This window comes from Streptomyces sp. NPDC050988 (assembly GCF_044456225.1).
GTDB lineage: Bacteria > Actinomycetota > Actinomycetes > Streptomycetales > Streptomycetaceae > Streptomyces.
Genome location: NZ_JBITFQ010000005.1, coordinates 250,155 through 265,802, shown reverse-complemented (window position 1 = coordinate 265,802; position 15,648 = coordinate 250,155). Strand labels below are relative to the sequence as shown.

At 72.3% G+C, this 15,648-nt stretch carries 12 protein-coding genes and 1 tRNA gene; 9 read left to right on the top strand and 4 right to left on the bottom strand.

The genetic code is table 11. From position 1 onward, the window contains the following. The first annotated feature begins 1 nt into the window (after position 1). From ACIBEI_RS15000 to ACIBEI_RS14975, 6 genes are all read left to right on the top strand, one after another. Positions 2 to 1,123: a hypothetical protein gene (locus tag ACIBEI_RS15000; RefSeq protein WP_398889012.1), complete on the top strand. Its 1,122-nt coding sequence runs from the start codon at positions 2 to 4 to the stop codon at positions 1,121 to 1,123. A 196-nt stretch (positions 1,124 to 1,319) separates the two neighbouring features. Beyond that, positions 1,320 to 2,981 (top strand): hypothetical protein, encoded by a 1,662-nt coding sequence (locus ACIBEI_RS14995; RefSeq protein ID WP_398888713.1) that lies wholly within the window; start codon positions 1,320 to 1,322, stop codon positions 2,979 to 2,981. Further along, positions 2,978 to 4,312 carry an AAA domain-containing protein gene (locus tag ACIBEI_RS14990; RefSeq protein ID WP_398888711.1) on the top strand — a complete coding sequence of 445 codons (1,335 nt, stop codon included), beginning with the start codon at positions 2,978 to 2,980 and terminating at the stop codon, positions 4,310 to 4,312. Before ACIBEI_RS14995 ends, ACIBEI_RS14990 begins: the two co-directional genes overlap by 4 nt. Positions 4,313 to 4,449: 137 nt before the next feature. Next, a complete protein-coding gene (locus ACIBEI_RS14985; RefSeq protein WP_189843370.1) occupies positions 4,450 to 4,815 on the top strand; it encodes a hypothetical protein in 366 nt (121 codons plus the stop codon). Between the two features lie 239 nt (positions 4,816 to 5,054). Then, complete coding sequence (locus tag ACIBEI_RS14980) at positions 5,055 to 5,771, top strand: hypothetical protein (protein WP_398888709.1); 717 nt, start codon at positions 5,055 to 5,057, stop codon at positions 5,769 to 5,771. Further along, a tRNA-Lys gene (locus ACIBEI_RS14975) sits at positions 5,762 to 5,835 on the top strand. The genes ACIBEI_RS14980 and ACIBEI_RS14975 overlap by 10 nt, the downstream gene beginning before the upstream one ends. 146 nt (positions 5,836 to 5,981) lie before the next feature. On the opposite strand, the gene ACIBEI_RS14970 is transcribed toward ACIBEI_RS14975, so the two are convergent. Beyond that, positions 5,982 to 7,235: a M6 family metalloprotease domain-containing protein gene (locus ACIBEI_RS14970; RefSeq protein ID WP_398888707.1), complete on the bottom strand. Its 1,254-nt coding sequence runs from the start codon at positions 7,233 to 7,235 to the stop codon at positions 5,982 to 5,984. 570 nt (positions 7,236 to 7,805) lie between these two features. Here ACIBEI_RS14970 and ACIBEI_RS14965 point away from each other — a divergent pair. Next, positions 7,806 to 9,959, top strand: coding sequence for a putative bifunctional diguanylate cyclase/phosphodiesterase (locus tag ACIBEI_RS14965; RefSeq protein ID WP_398888705.1), 2,154 nt, complete (start codon positions 7,806 to 7,808; stop codon positions 9,957 to 9,959). Here the strand turns inward: ACIBEI_RS14965 and ACIBEI_RS14960 are convergent. From ACIBEI_RS14960 to ACIBEI_RS14950, 3 genes are all read right to left on the bottom strand, one after another. After that, positions 9,950 to 11,077, bottom strand: coding sequence for an LLM class flavin-dependent oxidoreductase (locus ACIBEI_RS14960; protein WP_398888703.1), 1,128 nt, complete (start codon positions 11,075 to 11,077; stop codon positions 9,950 to 9,952). The genes ACIBEI_RS14965 and ACIBEI_RS14960 overlap by 10 nt on opposite strands. 90 nt (positions 11,078 to 11,167) lie before the next feature. Beyond that, entirely contained in the window at positions 11,168 to 11,899 is a 732-nt protein-coding gene (locus ACIBEI_RS14955) for a decarboxylase (protein ID WP_398888701.1), read from the bottom strand. After that, entirely contained in the window at positions 11,896 to 12,702 is an 807-nt protein-coding gene (locus ACIBEI_RS14950; protein ID WP_398888699.1) for an aspartate/glutamate racemase family protein, read from the bottom strand. Before ACIBEI_RS14950 ends, ACIBEI_RS14955 begins: the two co-directional genes overlap by 4 nt. Positions 12,703 to 13,017: 315 nt before the next feature. Here ACIBEI_RS14950 and ACIBEI_RS14945 point away from each other — a divergent pair, with 315 nt between their 5' ends. Together ACIBEI_RS14945 and ACIBEI_RS14940 are read left to right on the top strand one after the other, a co-directional pair. Further along, positions 13,018 to 13,992, top strand: a complete 975-nt coding sequence (locus tag ACIBEI_RS14945; RefSeq protein ID WP_398888698.1) for a D-2-hydroxyacid dehydrogenase — start codon at positions 13,018 to 13,020, stop codon at positions 13,990 to 13,992. A 31-nt stretch (positions 13,993 to 14,023) separates the two neighbouring features. After that, on the top strand, positions 14,024 to 15,427 hold the full coding sequence (locus ACIBEI_RS14940; RefSeq protein ID WP_398888696.1) for an amidase: 1,404 nt from the start codon (positions 14,024 to 14,026) through the stop codon (positions 15,425 to 15,427). The last annotated feature ends 221 nt before the right edge of the window (positions 15,428 to 15,648 follow it).

Sequence of the window (15,648 nt, the reverse complement as noted above, 5' to 3'; positions counted from 1 at the left end):
GCTGCGCGGCCCCGCGGTCCCGCCGCAGCCGCTCGACGCTCGCGCCCTCGCGGCACTCGCCGCGAACCCGGGGTGCAAGCGGCGCGCGATCCTCGACGGGGCGGGGGTGAACAAGACGGCACTGGCGAGCGCGCTCGGCTCGCCCTCGGCCTTCGGCCAGTCGCAGTTCGCGTTCATGCGGGGCAACGCCTTCGAGGCACGGGTCAAGGCCGACGGCGGCGCGGAGCTGCTGAGGCTCGTGCACGAGAAGCTGGACGCGGGGGCCGAGCCGCCCGCGGCCGGCACAGTCCCCGACCTGTCCGCCGTCGGCCCCGAGGGTCGTACAGCCCGTACGGCCCTGGCGCTGCGCGAGGCCACCGAGGCGGGCGTCTGGACACTGCTCGACCACCCCCTGCTCGCCCTGGACGTCGCGGGTTCCCCCGCCTTCCTCGAGCCGGACGCGGTGGTCGTGCATCCCGACGGGAGCTGGACCGTCGTCGAGATCAAGTCCTTCCCGATGCTGGACGGTTCGGCGGACGCGGCGAAGGTGGGCGCGGCCGCCCGCCAGGCCGCGGTGTACGTCCTGGCCCTGGAACGGGTCGCGGCCCAGCTCGCTGTCACACCCGAAGTCAGGCACACGGTGCTGCTGGTCTGCCCGAAGGACTTCTCCAACCTCCCCACCGCGTCCGCCGTCGACGTCCGCAAGCAGCGCTCGGTCACCCGCCGCCAGCTGGACCGCCTCACCCGCATCGAGGACATCGCCGACCTGCTCCCCGAGGGCACCTGCTTCTCCCCAGACCTCCCCTCCGCCGACCTGACGGCCGCGGTGGAATCGGTCCCGGCGACCTACGCCCCCGAGTGCCTCTCCGCCTGCGAACTCGCCTTCCACTGCCGCGACCACTCCCGAGCAGAGGGCGCGGTGACCTCCCTCGGCCGCTCCCTCCGCGCCGAGTTGGGCGGCCTGACGACGATCACCGACGTCCTGTCGGCAGCCCGCGCCGAAACCGGCGACCCAACCGACCCGGCAGTCGCGGCCCTACGCAGAGCCGCCCAACTCCGAGCCGAGGCACTGGGCGACCGAACGGGATCCCTGACCAGCGGAGAGAAACAACTGCCCGAGACACCGGGACACACGACGTGCTGAGCCCCTTCACCCCCGCCCCCACAGGGGGCGCGGGGAACTGCGCGACAAGCCCCCACACACCCGCACACACAACACCACCACGCCCCGAAAGGGGCGCGGGGAACTGCGCGAGCAACCCCCACCCACCCGCAGCCAAACCACAACCCACACATACCAACCCGCACCACTCGGCGAGCCCCGCCCAGGAGGCAGCCCCATGTCCCTGATCACCACCCTCGCCCGCCTGGAAGCCGTGGACACAGGCCGAGCCCAGCCCCTGGCCACCACCAACCACCGCCACCTCTCCCCGCACCCCCTCGTCTTCGTACCGCTCACCACCGCAGGAGAAGCCGGGGCCCCGCTAGGGGCACTGATCGGCACGGACCGCGAAACCCCCCGCCTCCTCGTCGTCCCCCAGCCCCGCGACCGCGACCTCCGCTTCGCGTTCCTCGCCGAGCTGGCGGACATCGTCCTGCCGTACATCGACGCGTACGCAGCGGACGTCGAGGCGGCAGAGCGCAACGAGACCGACCCGGAGACCGGCAAGCGGGTCAAGGTGGAGGTCGAACTGTGCGCGGACGCCCCGCAGTTGATCGTCCCGAGCCGCTCGGGCATCGACTTCGTACGGCTGCTCGGCCGCTCCATGCGCTTCCGCCGCACCGCCGAGCAGGACCCGGAGACACCGCACCCGGCGCCCCCGCGCGTACCGCTGCTCGGCCGGTGGCTGACGCACTACGGCGAGCGTTCCCGCGTACCCGGCTCCTCGCTCCTCCTCGCGCTCACCGACGTCCTGTCCCGGCACTGGGCGACCGGACAGTCGAGCCTGGAGGACCAGCACCTCGGGGCGCTGCTCGCCTGGATCGACCCGCCGGACGGCGAGTCCGGCGCCGAGGCCGCGCTACGGGCCGAGCTGCGGCGGGACAGCAAGGGGCAGCTCCTCTGCCCGCCGGCCGGGCCCGCCACCGACCCGGCGTTCGACAACAAACTGCTCGCCCCCGCCATCGAGCGCTACGACCGCGCGCGTACGGCACTCGCGGCCGCCGAGGACGGCATCGAGGCGGACGACCGGCTCGGTGAACTCACCGCCGCCGAGCGGCAGATCCGCGACCTCGTGGAGAGCCGTACGCGCCCCACCTGGGACGCGGTGTGGCGCGGCCTCGACCTGCTGCGCGACCTGCCCGAGGGCGCCCACGCGGCCGACCGGTGGACCCGGGACCGCTGGTCGTTCACCGGCCACCGGGACCGGGTCCTGGCCGGCGAGCCCCCGCAGCCGCGCCGCGACGACGCGGTCACGGCGGCGAACAAACTCGCCACGCGGGAGCGCGAACAGGCCCGTCTGGAGGCCCAGGAGGCCCTCGACGACCCGCTCGTCATGGCCGGCCGGCGGCTCGCGGGCGAGGCCTTCGCGGGCGAGGTCACGGATGTCGTGATGGCGTACAGCGAGGGCAAGCGGCCCAGCCCGCGCCCGCTCGTGACCGTCCGCACGGACGACCGGCCGCACTTCGGCGAGCGCGCCAAGGTCTACCGCTCGCTCGGCGGCAAGCCGCAGGCGGCGGAGTTCGTCGAGTACGTCCGGCACGAGGCAGACGGCGCCCCCGACAACCACAGCAATGACCCCACCGACACCCTCGGCTCCCTGGTCGTACTGCGCGTGGTCGACAAGATGGGCCGTGGCAAGGAGCCCGAGACCGGATCCGTACCGGAGAAGGGCGACCTGGTCTGCTTCACGCTCTTCGAGCACGAGCAGCGGGGCGGTGCGAAGCTGCCCGACCCGGAGGAGACGCCGTGGACGCACGGCGGACCGCCCGGCGAGACCGATGCCGCCGCCCCGCAGCTCGAGGTGCAGCCCGACGCCGTGACCGAAGAGGACGTCCTGTGACCACCGTGTTCGATCCGGGCGCCGAGGCCGCCCGCGCCACCGACGCGATCCTGCGCGACACCCTGCACGGGACGTCCCGCGGTGTCGTGGTCGACTCCCCGCCCGGCGCCGGCAAGTCCACGCTCGTCGTACGGGCCGCGCTCGAACTGGCCGACGCGGGACGCCCGTTGATGGTCATCGCGCAGACGAACGCGCAGGTCGACGACCTGGTGCTGCGGCTCGCCGAGAAGAACCCCGACCTGCCCGTCGGCCGGCTGCACAGCAGCGACGCGGACCCGTACGACAAGGCGCTCGACGACCTGCCGAACGTCCGCAAGTCCGCCAAGGCCGGGGACCTGGCCGGGCTCGACGTCGTCATCTCGACGGCCGCGAAGTGGGCGCACGTCAAGGGCGTCGAGCCGTGGGGACACGCGATCGTCGACGAGGCGTACCAGATGCGGTCGGACGCGCTGCTGGCCGTGGCCGGGCTGTTCGAGCGGGCGCTCTTCGTGGGCGACCCGGGCCAGCTGGACCCGTTCGCGATCGTCGGCAGCGAGCAGTGGGCAGGGCTGTCGTACGACCCCTCCGCCTCCGCGGTCACCACTCTCCTCGCCCACAACCCCGAGCTGCCGCAGCACCGCCTCCCCGTCTCCTGGCGGCTCCCGGCGTCGGCGGCTCCGCTGGTCTCGGACGCGTTCTACCCCTTCACGCCGTTCCGCAGCGGCACGGGGCACGGCGACCGCCACCTCGCCTTCGCCGTCCCGTCGGACGGTTCGGGCCCCGACCGGGTCATCGACGAGGCGGCGGAATCGGGCTGGGGCCTGCTGGAACTGCCCGCCCGGAACACCCCGCGCACGGACCCGGAGGCGATCCGGGCGCTGGCCCAGGTCGTACGCCGCCTCCTGGACCGGGGCGGCGCGGCGACCTCGGAGCGATCCGCCGATCCGGCCCCGCTGACGGCCGACCGCATCGCCGTCGGCACCGCACACCGCGACCAGGCGGCGTCCGTCCGTACGGCCCTGGCGGAGCTGGGCGTCACGGACGTGACCGTGGACACCGCGAACCGCCTCCAGGGCCGCGAGTACGACGTGACGGTCGTCCTGCACCCCCTGTCGGGCCGCCCCGACGCGACGGCCTTCCACCTCGAAACGGGCCGCCTGTGCGTCCTCGCCTCCCGCCACCGCCACGCCTGCATCGTCGTCTGCCGCGCCGGCGTCACCGACCTACTCGACGACCACCCCTCCACGGAGCCGGTCCAGCTCGGCGTCACGGTGAAGTTCCCGGACGGCTGGGAGGCGAACCACGCGGTGCTGTCGCATCTGGCCGAGCACCGGATCCCGTGGGAGTCGTGAGGGAGCGCGAAGGGTAGGAGAGAGCGTGCATCAGGGCCGGTCAGCCGCGCCCCGAGGCACTCTTGCGCAGTCAAGGGACAATGGACGGTGGCCCAACCAAGAAGGACGGGCCGACCACCGTACGAGGAGGAGAAGTCATGGCGGAGCCCACGCCGCGTCGGAACGAGCCGCGGCTTCGCCCCGCGCCGCTGCTCTTCGAGCCCGCGGAGGCTGCTGCCGATCCCGAGCACTTTTTCGACCTGGAATCGATAGAGGATCCCCAGGCGCTGCTGGACCGTGCCACCGAGCTGACCCTCGCGTTCCGCGCGGCCACCGACCGGGCGGTCGAGTTCCAGGCGATGGCCGCCGCACAGCTCGCCGATCCCCGCCGGTTCGACCGGCTGACGCCCGCGGAGATCGCGGAACGGGCCGAGTGGACCGAGGACTACGCGAAGAAGATGGTGGAGTTCGGCCGCGAACTCCTGCGCGGCGCGGACGCCGAGGGGTACGCGGACCCGGTCTGAGCGCCGACGCCGGCGTCATCGGAAGCGACAGCGAGCACCCAACCGCAAGCCGTACAGGCAACCGGCCCCTCGGACAGCCGTGCGTCAACCGCGCCGCAGCCACGCATCCAAGCCACGCCCAGCCGAAAACAACCCCTGGCATATGCCAGGCGGGCAAGATACCCCACCCCGCACCCCCCTGTCCCCCATTCCCGCAACCCTCAGAGACAGGCCGTTCACCCCCGGTAGCTCTAGATGACATGAGCAGCGACCGGAACCCGGCAAGCATCGCCCCCGACAGCCCCGGCCACGGCACCGTCGAGCCGTTCCCCGACCTCCCCGACCGGTTCGACGTCTCGGGTGTCACCTCCGAGGGCGCCGCCTGGCTCGCCTCGACAGGTACGTACCCGCGCAGCACGCTCGCCTTCTGGGAGGACCGGCCCGCCGCCCCGGTGGTCCTGTCCTGCGGCTTCGCTTTCGACGTCGTCAACGCGCCCGCGATCTTCGGCCGCCGCATGCTGGACCGGCTGTGGGACGAGGGCCCGGGATCGGGCCCCGTGGCCACCTACCGGGGCCGGATGCTCCTGTTCGCCGCGCCCGGGACCGCACAGCGGCTGCCCGCGCTCCTGGAGTGGGAGGAGTGGGGCTCGGGCGGCGCCTCGGAGCGGGCCCGGACCGTCCCGCCGCTCCTCTGCCACGGCACCGGTGACGCGGTGACGGTCCCGCCCCCCACCCCGACCGTCCCGGCCGCTCCCCGCACAGGCTCCCGTCCCCCCGCGGAATCCCGCTGGCTGGTCGCCCCCGACACCCGCCATCCCTGGCTGCCGACACCGGCGATCCTGCTCTGGGCGGCGATACGAGCTGCCCGGTCAGCGACCCGCCGACGCCTCCCCGAGCCCTCCCCCGAGGCCCGGATATCGATTTTTCCTCCCGCCGATCAGGATGCTAAGGTCTACGACGTCAGCAAGCGCCGCTAGCTCAGTTGGTTAGAGCAGCTGACTCTTAATCAGCGGGTCCGGGGTTCGAGTCCCTGGCGGCGCACGATGGTGATGGCGAGGCGTGTTCGCGGAAAGCGCGAACCACCTCGCCATCGTCATTCCTGCGCGGCTTCGCCGCGCGTTGTGGGGGCTTCGCCACCCACACCCCCGGCAGCCAACCGGTGTGGGCCCCGCCCAGGGGGTAGGGGGTCAGCTCCCGGTGGAGATCGTCACCGTCCACGCCCCCGAGGCCGTCCGGTCCTCCACCGCGACGCGCAGGTTCTCGCCCGGCACGGTGAAGCTCTCCCCGAGGCCGACCGGAGCGTCGGCGAGCGGCGGATAGACCGAGTCGTCCCAGCAGGCCGCGGACGAGGGGTGCGCGTCGACGACCTCGATCGGGCCGCCGCCGGACTGGGTCCCGCCGCGGATGCGGTAGACGAGCACTCCCTGTGAGCAGACCGCCGCGTCGTTGCCGACCGGTCCGCGCGCCTCGAAGGCCACCGCCGTGTCCTGCCCGGTCCGCAGCACCGCCAGTTTCGTCCCGTTCCCGGACCCGAATCCCGTGCCCTCCGACTCCGGCCCGGCACCCGGGACACCCACCCTCTCGAAGACCTCCGAACCCGCCGCGGCCACCCCGGGCCCCGCCCCCAGAGGCTCCAGCGTCAGCCGCGTACCCCGTCCGCCCGCGTCCCGAACACACGCCACCTGGCGTGTTTCCAGCCACCCGAGTTTCCACTTGTGCCAGCCGAACAGGTCGGGCGCCAGGCCGAACTGGCTGCCCATGAGGTCCCAGTCGCCGACGTACGTGTCCCAGTCGCCCTTGCCGTCGGAGGGGCGGTGGTAGAGGTCGGGCAGGTCGAAGACGTGTCCGGTCTCGTGGGCCAGGACCAGCCGGTCCGGCGGATGCTTCTCGAAGACCGTGACGACCCGGCGGATGTCCTTCCCGTCGGCGCGCAGCGGCGTGTCCATGTTCACCACCTTCGTCGCGTCCGAGTCCACGCCGGGCGCGTCCGGGTCGGCGACGAAGTACACGATGTCGTAGCGGGAGAAGTCGACCCGGTCGTCCGCCGCGGCGAGCGCGTCGCGCAGATACGCCGAGCGCGCCGCCGCGTTCCAGTCGCGCTGTATGGCGTACGAGGTGGAGGCCCGCGGCATCCGGATCCACTCCCTGAGCGGGTGCGGGCGGAGCTGGAACCTGCCGTACGAGGCCCGTTCGAAGAAGCGGCTGGTGGCGGGGAAGTAGTCGGCCGTCAGCTCGTCCGGCGTGGTCAGCGGGTCGGCGTCCGGGAAGGAGAGGAAGACCATCACCGCGTCGAGGCGTCTGGTGGGGCGCGGATAGGCGGCGTTCCAGGTGTCCAGGCCCTCCGAGTGGTGCGCCTCGGTGCGCTTGAGGGCGCACGGCATGGAGAGCGGGACGGCGACCGAGGGACCGGTCACGAGGGAGGTGGCGGCGAGGGCCGTCATGGAGGTGAACACGGCAGCGGGCGCGTGCCACCACCGTTCGCGCCAGGTCTGTCCCCACCATGCCGGTACCCACCGACCTGGACCGGGCCGACCCGTACCGGGCCGTCCGAGGCCTCGCCAACGGGGTCGAACCCCGCCACGGGTGAGCCCCTTGAGGGGGAGCAGACGCGGCACGTCGACCTCCGGATGCGGAATTCGGGATACCGCAACCAGCCTGTGCCGGTTTGATCGTTTACGCCCTGTTTATCTGAACCAAAGGAGTGAGAGGGCCGACATCCGACCGAGAACATCGGGGAGCACCAGGGGGGCGCCAGGACACGCCGACACCCCGAGCACTCACGGAACGTCACAAGTGATCGGCCGGGGAAGGAACCCGTCCAGCTGCGGGCAGAAACGATCTGTCAGAGAGAGGGGTTCATCCGGGACACTGGACAGTAGCTGGAAGGCCCTACGGCCAACCTCTATGATCGGCACACTTTCCTGCGCGGACACGGCTAGAGCGGCCGTCCACCACCGGCCGACCCCCCGACGAGACCTGTACGACGAACGAGTGCACAGCGGGAGCGAACGGTGAGCGGAACGTCCGATGGGCCGGCGCCCGCGGTAGACCTCGTCCGGCCGGCCGTCACAGAGAGTCACATTGCGGCCTCTCGTCGCGTCGGGACCCCTCCTCACGAGGAACGGGTCCCACGCGTCGAATCCCTGGTCGCACCCCCTCTGGACCTCTCGGCGGGACTCCCCGCCGAGCTTTCTGCCGGGCTGCCGGCCGACTTCCTCGCCGGATTCCCTTCCGGTCTGTCGGCGGGACTTCCGGCCCGGCTCTCGGCCGGTTCCCCGGCCGGTCCTCCGCCGCGCCCCGGGATCGACTTCGAGGCCGACGGCCACCCCCACACGGGCACCGATCCCCGTGCCGACGCGCATCCCCACCCCCACCCCAGTGCGGGCGCGGGAGCCCGGGCCGGCACCGACACCGAAGCCGGCGCCCGTACATTCCGCGCCACTTTCGCCGCCGCTCCCCTCGCAATGGCGGTCGTGGACCGGGAGGGCCTGGTCGTCACGGCCAACGACACCCTGGCCGCGCTCCTCGGCGCGGGCCCGGAAGGGCTCACCGGCCGGATCGCCGCCGACCTGGTGGACCTCGCCTCGGACGCCCGTACGTGGCACGCGTACCGCGAGGTGCTCCGCGGCCGGCAGGCCAGGCTGCGCTGCACCCGACGCCTCAAACACCCCGACGGCCACTCCCTCTGGGCGCAGGTGACGGTCAGTCCGCTGCCCGAGGAGGAGCGCGCGGTGCTGCTCTCGGTCTCCGACATCAGCGCCCGCCGCGAACTCCAGGCCCGGCTGCGCCACCTGCAGATGCACGACCCGGTGACCCGGCTGCCCAACCGCACCCTGTTCTTCGAACGGCTCTCGGCCGCGCTGGAGGCGGAGGCGTACGAGGAGTCCGGCACCGGCCGGATCGGGCTCTGCTATCTGGACCTGGACGGGTTCAAGGCCGTCAACGACACGCTCGGCCACCGCGTCGGCGACCGGCTGCTCGCGGCCGTCGCCGAGCGCCTGACACGCTGCGCGAACGAGGCCGGGTACGCGCGGCCGGCCACCCCGCTGGTCGCCCGGCTCGGCGGCGACGAGTTCGCGCTGCTGGTCGAGGACTCCACGGGTACGGAGCAGCTCGCGGACCTCGCCGACTCCGTACTGAAGTCCCTCCAGGTGCCGTTCGACCTCTCCGGGCAGCGGCTGTCGGTCTCGGCCTCGATCGGTGTCGTCGAGCGGCACGCGGCCGGCACCACCGCGACCGGTCTGATGCAGGCCGCCGACACGACGCTGTACTGGGCGAAGGCCGACGGCAAGTCCCGCTGGACGCTGTTCGACCCGGAGCGCAACGCCCACCGGATGACCCGCCAGGCCCTCTCCTCCACGCTCCGCCCGGCCATCGAGAAGGGCGAGTTCGCGCTGGAGTACCAGCCGCTCGTGTGCATGGAGGACGGCGGGGTGCGCGGGGTCGAGGCGCTGGTGCGATGGAACCATCCTCAGTTCGGCACACTGACGCCGAATCGGTTCATCGGACTTGCCGAAGAAGACGGTTCGATCGTGCAGCTGGGCCGCTGGGTGCTGGCCACCGCCTGCCGGCAGGCGCGCCGCTGGCAACTGGACCACCCGGACGCGGAACCGATCTTCGTCAGCGTGAACGTGGCCGTGCGCCAGGTCTGGGACTCCGACCTGGTGGCGGACGTGGCGGCGACCCTCGCGGAGACCGGACTGGCCCCGCATCTCCTCCAGCTGGAGCTCACCGAGTCGGCGGTGATGGGCTCGGCGGGCCGCCCGCTCCAGGCCCTCCAGGCCCTCAGCGACATGGGCGTACGCATCGCCATCGACGACTTCGGCACGGGCTACTCGAACCTCGCCTACCTCAGCCGGCTGCCCGTCTCGGTTCTGAAGCTCGACGGGTCGTTCGTGCGGGGCTTCCAGTACGAGACCGGCGAGAACGGCGCGGGTCCGGACGCCCGGTCCAACCCGGCGGACGAGGTCATCGTCGAGGCGATGATCCAACTCGCGCACCGGCTCGGCCTGACGGTCACCGCCGAGTGCGTGGAGACGGCGGGCCAGGCGTCACGGCTGCGACGCATCGGCTGCGACACCGGCCAGGGGTGGCTCTACTCCCGGCCGGTGGCGCCGGATCGTATCTCCGCGCTGTTGACGGCGGCGGCCTGCTCTCAGGCCTGAGCGCCGCCGGTCGACGGCAACTGGTACGCGTCCGCGATCAGTTCGTAGGAGCGCAGGCGTACGTCGCCGCTGTGGGCGTTGGCGGTGAGCATCAGCTCGTCGGCGCCGGTGCGCTTCTGGAGGTCGTCGAGGCCGGAGCGGACCTCGTCGGCGGTGCCGTGGACGACGTTCGCGTTCCAGGAGTCGACGAACTCCCGCTCCATCGGGCTGAACTCGTACGCCTCCGCCTCCTCCGGGGTGGGGACCAGGCCGGGGCGGCCCGTGCGCAGGCGGACCATGTTCAGCGCGGCGGCCATGATCTGGCGGCGGGCCTCCTTCTCGTCGTCCGTCGCGAGGGCGGAGACGCCGATCAGGGCGTAGGGCGAGTCGAGTACGGCCGACGGCCGGAAGGACTCGCGGTAGAGGTCGAGCGCCGGGACCGTGTTCTGCGCCGAGAAGTGGTGCGCGAAGGCGAAGGGCAGACCGAGGGTGCCCGCGAGGCGGGCGCTGAAGCCGGAGGAGCCGAGCAGCCAGATCGGCGGGCGGTGCGGGGACTGTACGCCGCCGGGGGAGGTCGCCTGGATGGGGCCCGGGACCGCGTGGATACGGGCGTAGGGGTGGCCGGACGGGAAGTCGTCGTCCAGGAAGCGGGTGAGTTCCGCGAGCTGCTGGGGGAAGTCGTCCGCGCCCTCGTTGAGCCGCTCGGTGCGGCGGAGGGCGGCCGCGGTGGCGCCGTCCGTGCCGGGGGCTCGGCCGAGGCCCAGGTCGACGCGGCCCGGGGCCATCGCCTCCAGCGTGCCGAACTGCTCCGCGATGACCAGGGGGGCGTGGTTCGGGAGCATCACGCCGCCCGAGCCGAGGCGGATGCGGGTCGTGTGTGCGGCGAGGTGGGCGAGGATCACGGCGGGGGAGGTGGAGGCCACGCCCGGCATGGAGTGGTGTTCGGCGACCCAGTAGCGGTGGAAGCCTCTGTCCTCCGCGAGGCGGGAGAGCTTGACGCTGGTGCGGAGGGCGTCCGTCGCGGTGCGGCCGGCGCCTACCGTGACCAGGTCCAGGACGGAGAGGGGGACCTGTGCGGTCCCCTTCGCCTCCGCCCGGATCTCGTCGGGTTCGCTGGGGGTGTGGTCCGGTGCCGCCACGGGGGTCCTCCTGTTTGGTACGACGCGTTGTCCGCGCCTCTCCTAACAGGAGGTTGGCTCCGCTTTATTCCCTCGCCCCCGCCGGGCCCGTCACGCCTGGACGATCGGCTCCCGGGTGAAGAGGGCACCGAGTTCGGGGGCGTTCACGCGGCGGTCCGTGAGGCGTAGGGCCTCCCAGACTGTGACCTGGTTGGCGGTGAGGACCGGCTTGCCGAGTTCTTTTTCCAGGGCCGGGATGTGGGAGGCCGTGTGGAGAGCCGTGTCGGGGAGGAGGACGACCTCCGCCTCCGGATGGTCGCCCGCGCGGGCCAGGGCCAGGACTTCCGCCTCACCCCACGTACCCACCTCGGCCGCCGTGATGATCCCGGAGCTGCGCACACCGAGGACATCCAGACCCGCGTCCCTCAGGAAGTTCCCGAAGAGAACGGCCACGTCGTCGGGGTACGTCGCGGCGATAGCGACCCGCTTCGCACCCAGCTCCCGTACGGCATGGGCGAACGCGAAGGACGTCGACGAGGCCGGCAGCCCCGCCGTCGTGGCCAGCGTGCGGACCTGGTCGTGGGCGCCCTCCCAGCCGTAGACGAAGCTGCCGCTCGTGCAGGCCCAGACCACCGCCTCGGCACCGGACAGGCGCAGGTCCTCGATCCCGGCGGCGAGGCGGGCCGCCGAGCCCATCTCCAGCAGCGCGTCCACGCGGTGGGCGTCCTCACCGATGTCGGTGTGGACGACCTGGAGGCGGATGTCGCTGCCGAGGAGCTGCTCCATGCGCGGGTAGTCGTCCTCGGCCGAGTGGCCCGGGTAGAGGAATCCGAGAGCCGTCATGCCCAACCTTCCTGTTCTTCCGGTAGCGCCGGTTCTGCCGGTAGCGCGGGCGGTACGGGCCGCTGTCGCGCCGACTCGTCGATCAGCGCCTGATACGGCCCTACCGCCCGGGTACCCAGGTGACGCAGGGCAGCCCACATCGTCACCTGGTTGGCCGAGATCACCGGGATGCGCAGCTCCGCCTCCAGCTGCGGGATGACGTCGTACGTCGGAAGGTTGGTGCAGCTGATGAAGAGGGCGTCCGCATGGCCGCGTACGGCGTCGCGCGCCATGTCGACCACACTGCGGTACGGGACCTTCCAGATGTGCCTGGTCAGGCCCATGTAGGCGCGGCCGGTGACCGTGATGCCCGCCTCGGCGAGGTACTCCTCCAGGGACTGGGTCACGGAGACGGTGTACGGCGTGACGAGCGCGATCCGGCGTGCGCCCAGCTCCTCCAGCGCCTCCAGGAGGGCGCCGGACGTGGTCACGGAGGGGACCTCGCCGGCCCGGGTCATGGCCTCGCACATCGCGCGCTCGCCCGGGATGCCGCCGACGAAGCTGCCGGACGTACAGGCGTACGCGACGATCTCCGGCCCGACGGCGTTCAGCGCGCGCACCGCGTCGCCGAGCGTCTCGTGCTCGCTGACCAGCCGGGCCAGGTCGAGGCTGACCTCGACGGGCACGAACGGCGTACGGGTGAGGTGGAGTGAGACCTCGTCGGGGACCCAGCGCCACAGTTCACGGTCGAGAGCGAAATCGAAGGGAGCGACGACGCCGACACCCCTTTGAGGGTGTGGTCCACCAAGGAAGGAGACGTCCATGAGCAGCCCCAAACTCAGGTCGAGCGAGTGGTGGTGACCGGCCGATGGGCCGGGGGGACACAAGCCGGCGCATGCCGGGACGTCGGGACAGGGGAACGGACGGGACTCCGGGATTCCCACGGAAACTAGCCCTTGTTGACGAAGGTAGGTTCCGGTGCGAGCGTGGTCAATCCGCGCATCTGAGACGGCTGTGCGCCCCCGGCCCGACGGCCGGTCCCAGACGGCTTTGCCGATGTCCCGCAAGCACTCAGAGCCCGGCGTCCAGCGTCCAGACACCAGAGAAGCGGACCCTCGTTGCGAAATGGTTTCCCCCCGATGACCTCTGCCACGCCCCCGAACCTGGCCGAAAAGACAACCCTCCTGGTGCTCGACGCGGACCCGCCGCCCCGGCTCGGCCGGCTCACCGGCCGGGTGCGCGTCGAGCACGCCGACGAGTCGTCGTTGGCCGCGCTCCTGCCTTCCGCGGACGTCCTGCTGGTCTGGGACTTCGCCTCGCACGCCGTGCGCCGGGCCTGGCCGGGCGAGGGCCCGCGACCGCGCTGGGTGCACACGGCGAGCGCGGGCGTGGACCACCTGATGTGCCCCGAACTCGCCGCGTCCGACACGCTGGTGACGAACGCGCGCGGCGTCTTCGACCAGCCGATCGCGGAGTACGTGGCCGCACTCGTCCTCGCCATGGCCAAGGACCTGCCGCGCACCTGGGACCTGCAGCGGGCCCGGGAGTGGCGACACCGCGAGTCGCAGCGCATCGCCGGCAATCGCGCGTGCGTGGTCGGTTCCGGGCCGATCGGGCGCGCGATCGAGCGGACGCTCAAGGCGCTCGGTATGACGACGGCGCTCGTCGGGCGCGCCGCGCGCGAGGGCGTGCACGGCCCGGAGGACCTCGACCGGCTGATCGCGCGCGCCGACTGGGTGGTGTCCGCGGCGCCGCTCACCGATGACACTCACGGGATGTTCGACGCGCGGCGTTTTGGGCTGATGCAGCCGTCGGCACGCTTCGTGAACGTCGGACGCGGGCAGCTTGTGATCGAGGAAGCGCTGGCCGAGGCTCTCGCGAGCCGCTGGATCGCGGGGGCGGCGCTCGACGTCTTCGAGCACGAACCGCTGGGCCCCGACAGCCCGTTGTGGGAGGCCCCGGGTCTCATCGTGTCGCCGCACATGAGCGGGGACACGGTCGGCTGGCGGGACGAACTCGGTGCGCAGTTCGTGGAGCTGTTCGAGCTCTGGGAGACGGGAGAGCCGCTGCCGAACGTCGTCGACAAGCAGCGTGGATACGTACCTGGCCACTGAGCACGTCCACTGAAGCACGTTGGAGGGGCGGATGACCGAACTCACCGAGCTGACCGCTGTACGACTCGTCGAGGGATACCGCAAGGGCGAATTCAGCCCCGTGGACGTGGTGCGGGCCGCGCTGCGCAGGGCCGAGGAGGTCCAGCCCGCGGTGAACGCCTTCGTACGCGTCGAGGCGGACGAGGCCCTCGCGCAGGCCCGGGAGTCGGCCGGGCGGTGGCGGCGCGGCGAGCCGGCCGGGCTGGTCGACGGGGTGCCGGTCTCGGTGAAGGACATCCTGCTGATGCGCGGCGGACCGACCCTCAAGGGCTCCAGAACGATCTCCCCGGAAGGGCGTTGGGACGAGGACGCGCCTTCCGTCGCCCGGCTGCGCGAGCACGGAGCCGTGTTCGTCGGCCGGACGACGACACCCGAGTTCGGCTGGAAGGGCGTCACCGACTCGCCCCAGGCGGGCGTGACGCGGAACCCGTACGACCTCTCGCGCACCTCCGGCGGATCCAGCGGCGGCGGCGCGGCTGCCGTGGCGCTGGGCGCGGGACCGCTGTCCCTCGGTACGGACGGGGGCGGCAGCGTCCGGATCCCCGGCGCCTTCTGCGGGATCTTCGCGCTGAAGGCGACGTACGGGAGGGTGCCGCTGTATCCCGCGAGCGCGTTCGGCACGCTGGCGCACGTCGGGCCGATGACCAGGGACGCCGCCGACGCTGCCCTGATGATGGACGTCATCAGCGGCCCCGACCCACGCGACTGGTCGCAACTCGGCCCGGTGAACGGCTCCTTCGTGGACGGGCTGGCCGGTGGGGTGCGGGGGCTGCGCGTCGCCTACTCCCCGTCCCTCGGCGGGCAGGTGGCTGTCCAGCCCGGGGTCGCGGCGGCGGTGCGGCGCGGGGTGGAGGGGCTCGCGGCCCTCGGGGCGTACGTCGAGGAGGCCGACCCGGACTTCACGGATCCCGTCGAGGCGTTCCACACCCTGTGGTTCGGCGGGGCGGCCCGGGTCACCCAGCGGCTGGGCCCCGACCAGCGGAAACTGCTGGACCCCGGGCTGCGGGAGATCTGCGATCTGGGGGCCCGGTCCAGCGCGCTGGACTACCTCGCGGCGGTGGACGTACGCATGGAACTCGGCCGGCGGATGGGTCTCTTCCACGAGACCTACGACGTCCTGGTCACCCCGACGATCCCGATCACCGCGTTCGAGGCGGGCGTGGAGGTTCCCCGTGGCTCGGGGCACCGGCGGTGGACGGGCTGGACGCCGTTCACGTACCCCTTCAACATGACGCAGCAGCCTGCGGCGACCGTCCCGGTAGGCACGGATGAGACCGGCATGCCGGTCGGCCTTCAGATCGTGGGTGCGCGTCACGATGACGCGTTGGTCCTGCGGACGGCGCATGCTCTGTACGAGGCGGGGCTCGGCGGGGTCGCCCCACCGAGCTTCCACTGAAGGTCCGGTGGTTCGACTGCGGGCCCATCGTGGCTGGTCGCGCAGTTCCCCGCGCCCCTAAAAGCCAAAGACTGCGCAGTTCCCCGCGCCCCTGGGGGGGTGGGTGGTTGACGTGTTGGGTTCACCGCGGGCCGGTCGGGGTTGCTCGCGCAGTTCCCCGCGCCCCTGAAAAGCGGGGCTGCGCCCCAGGCTTTTCGCCTTTGGGGGCGCGGGGAACTGCG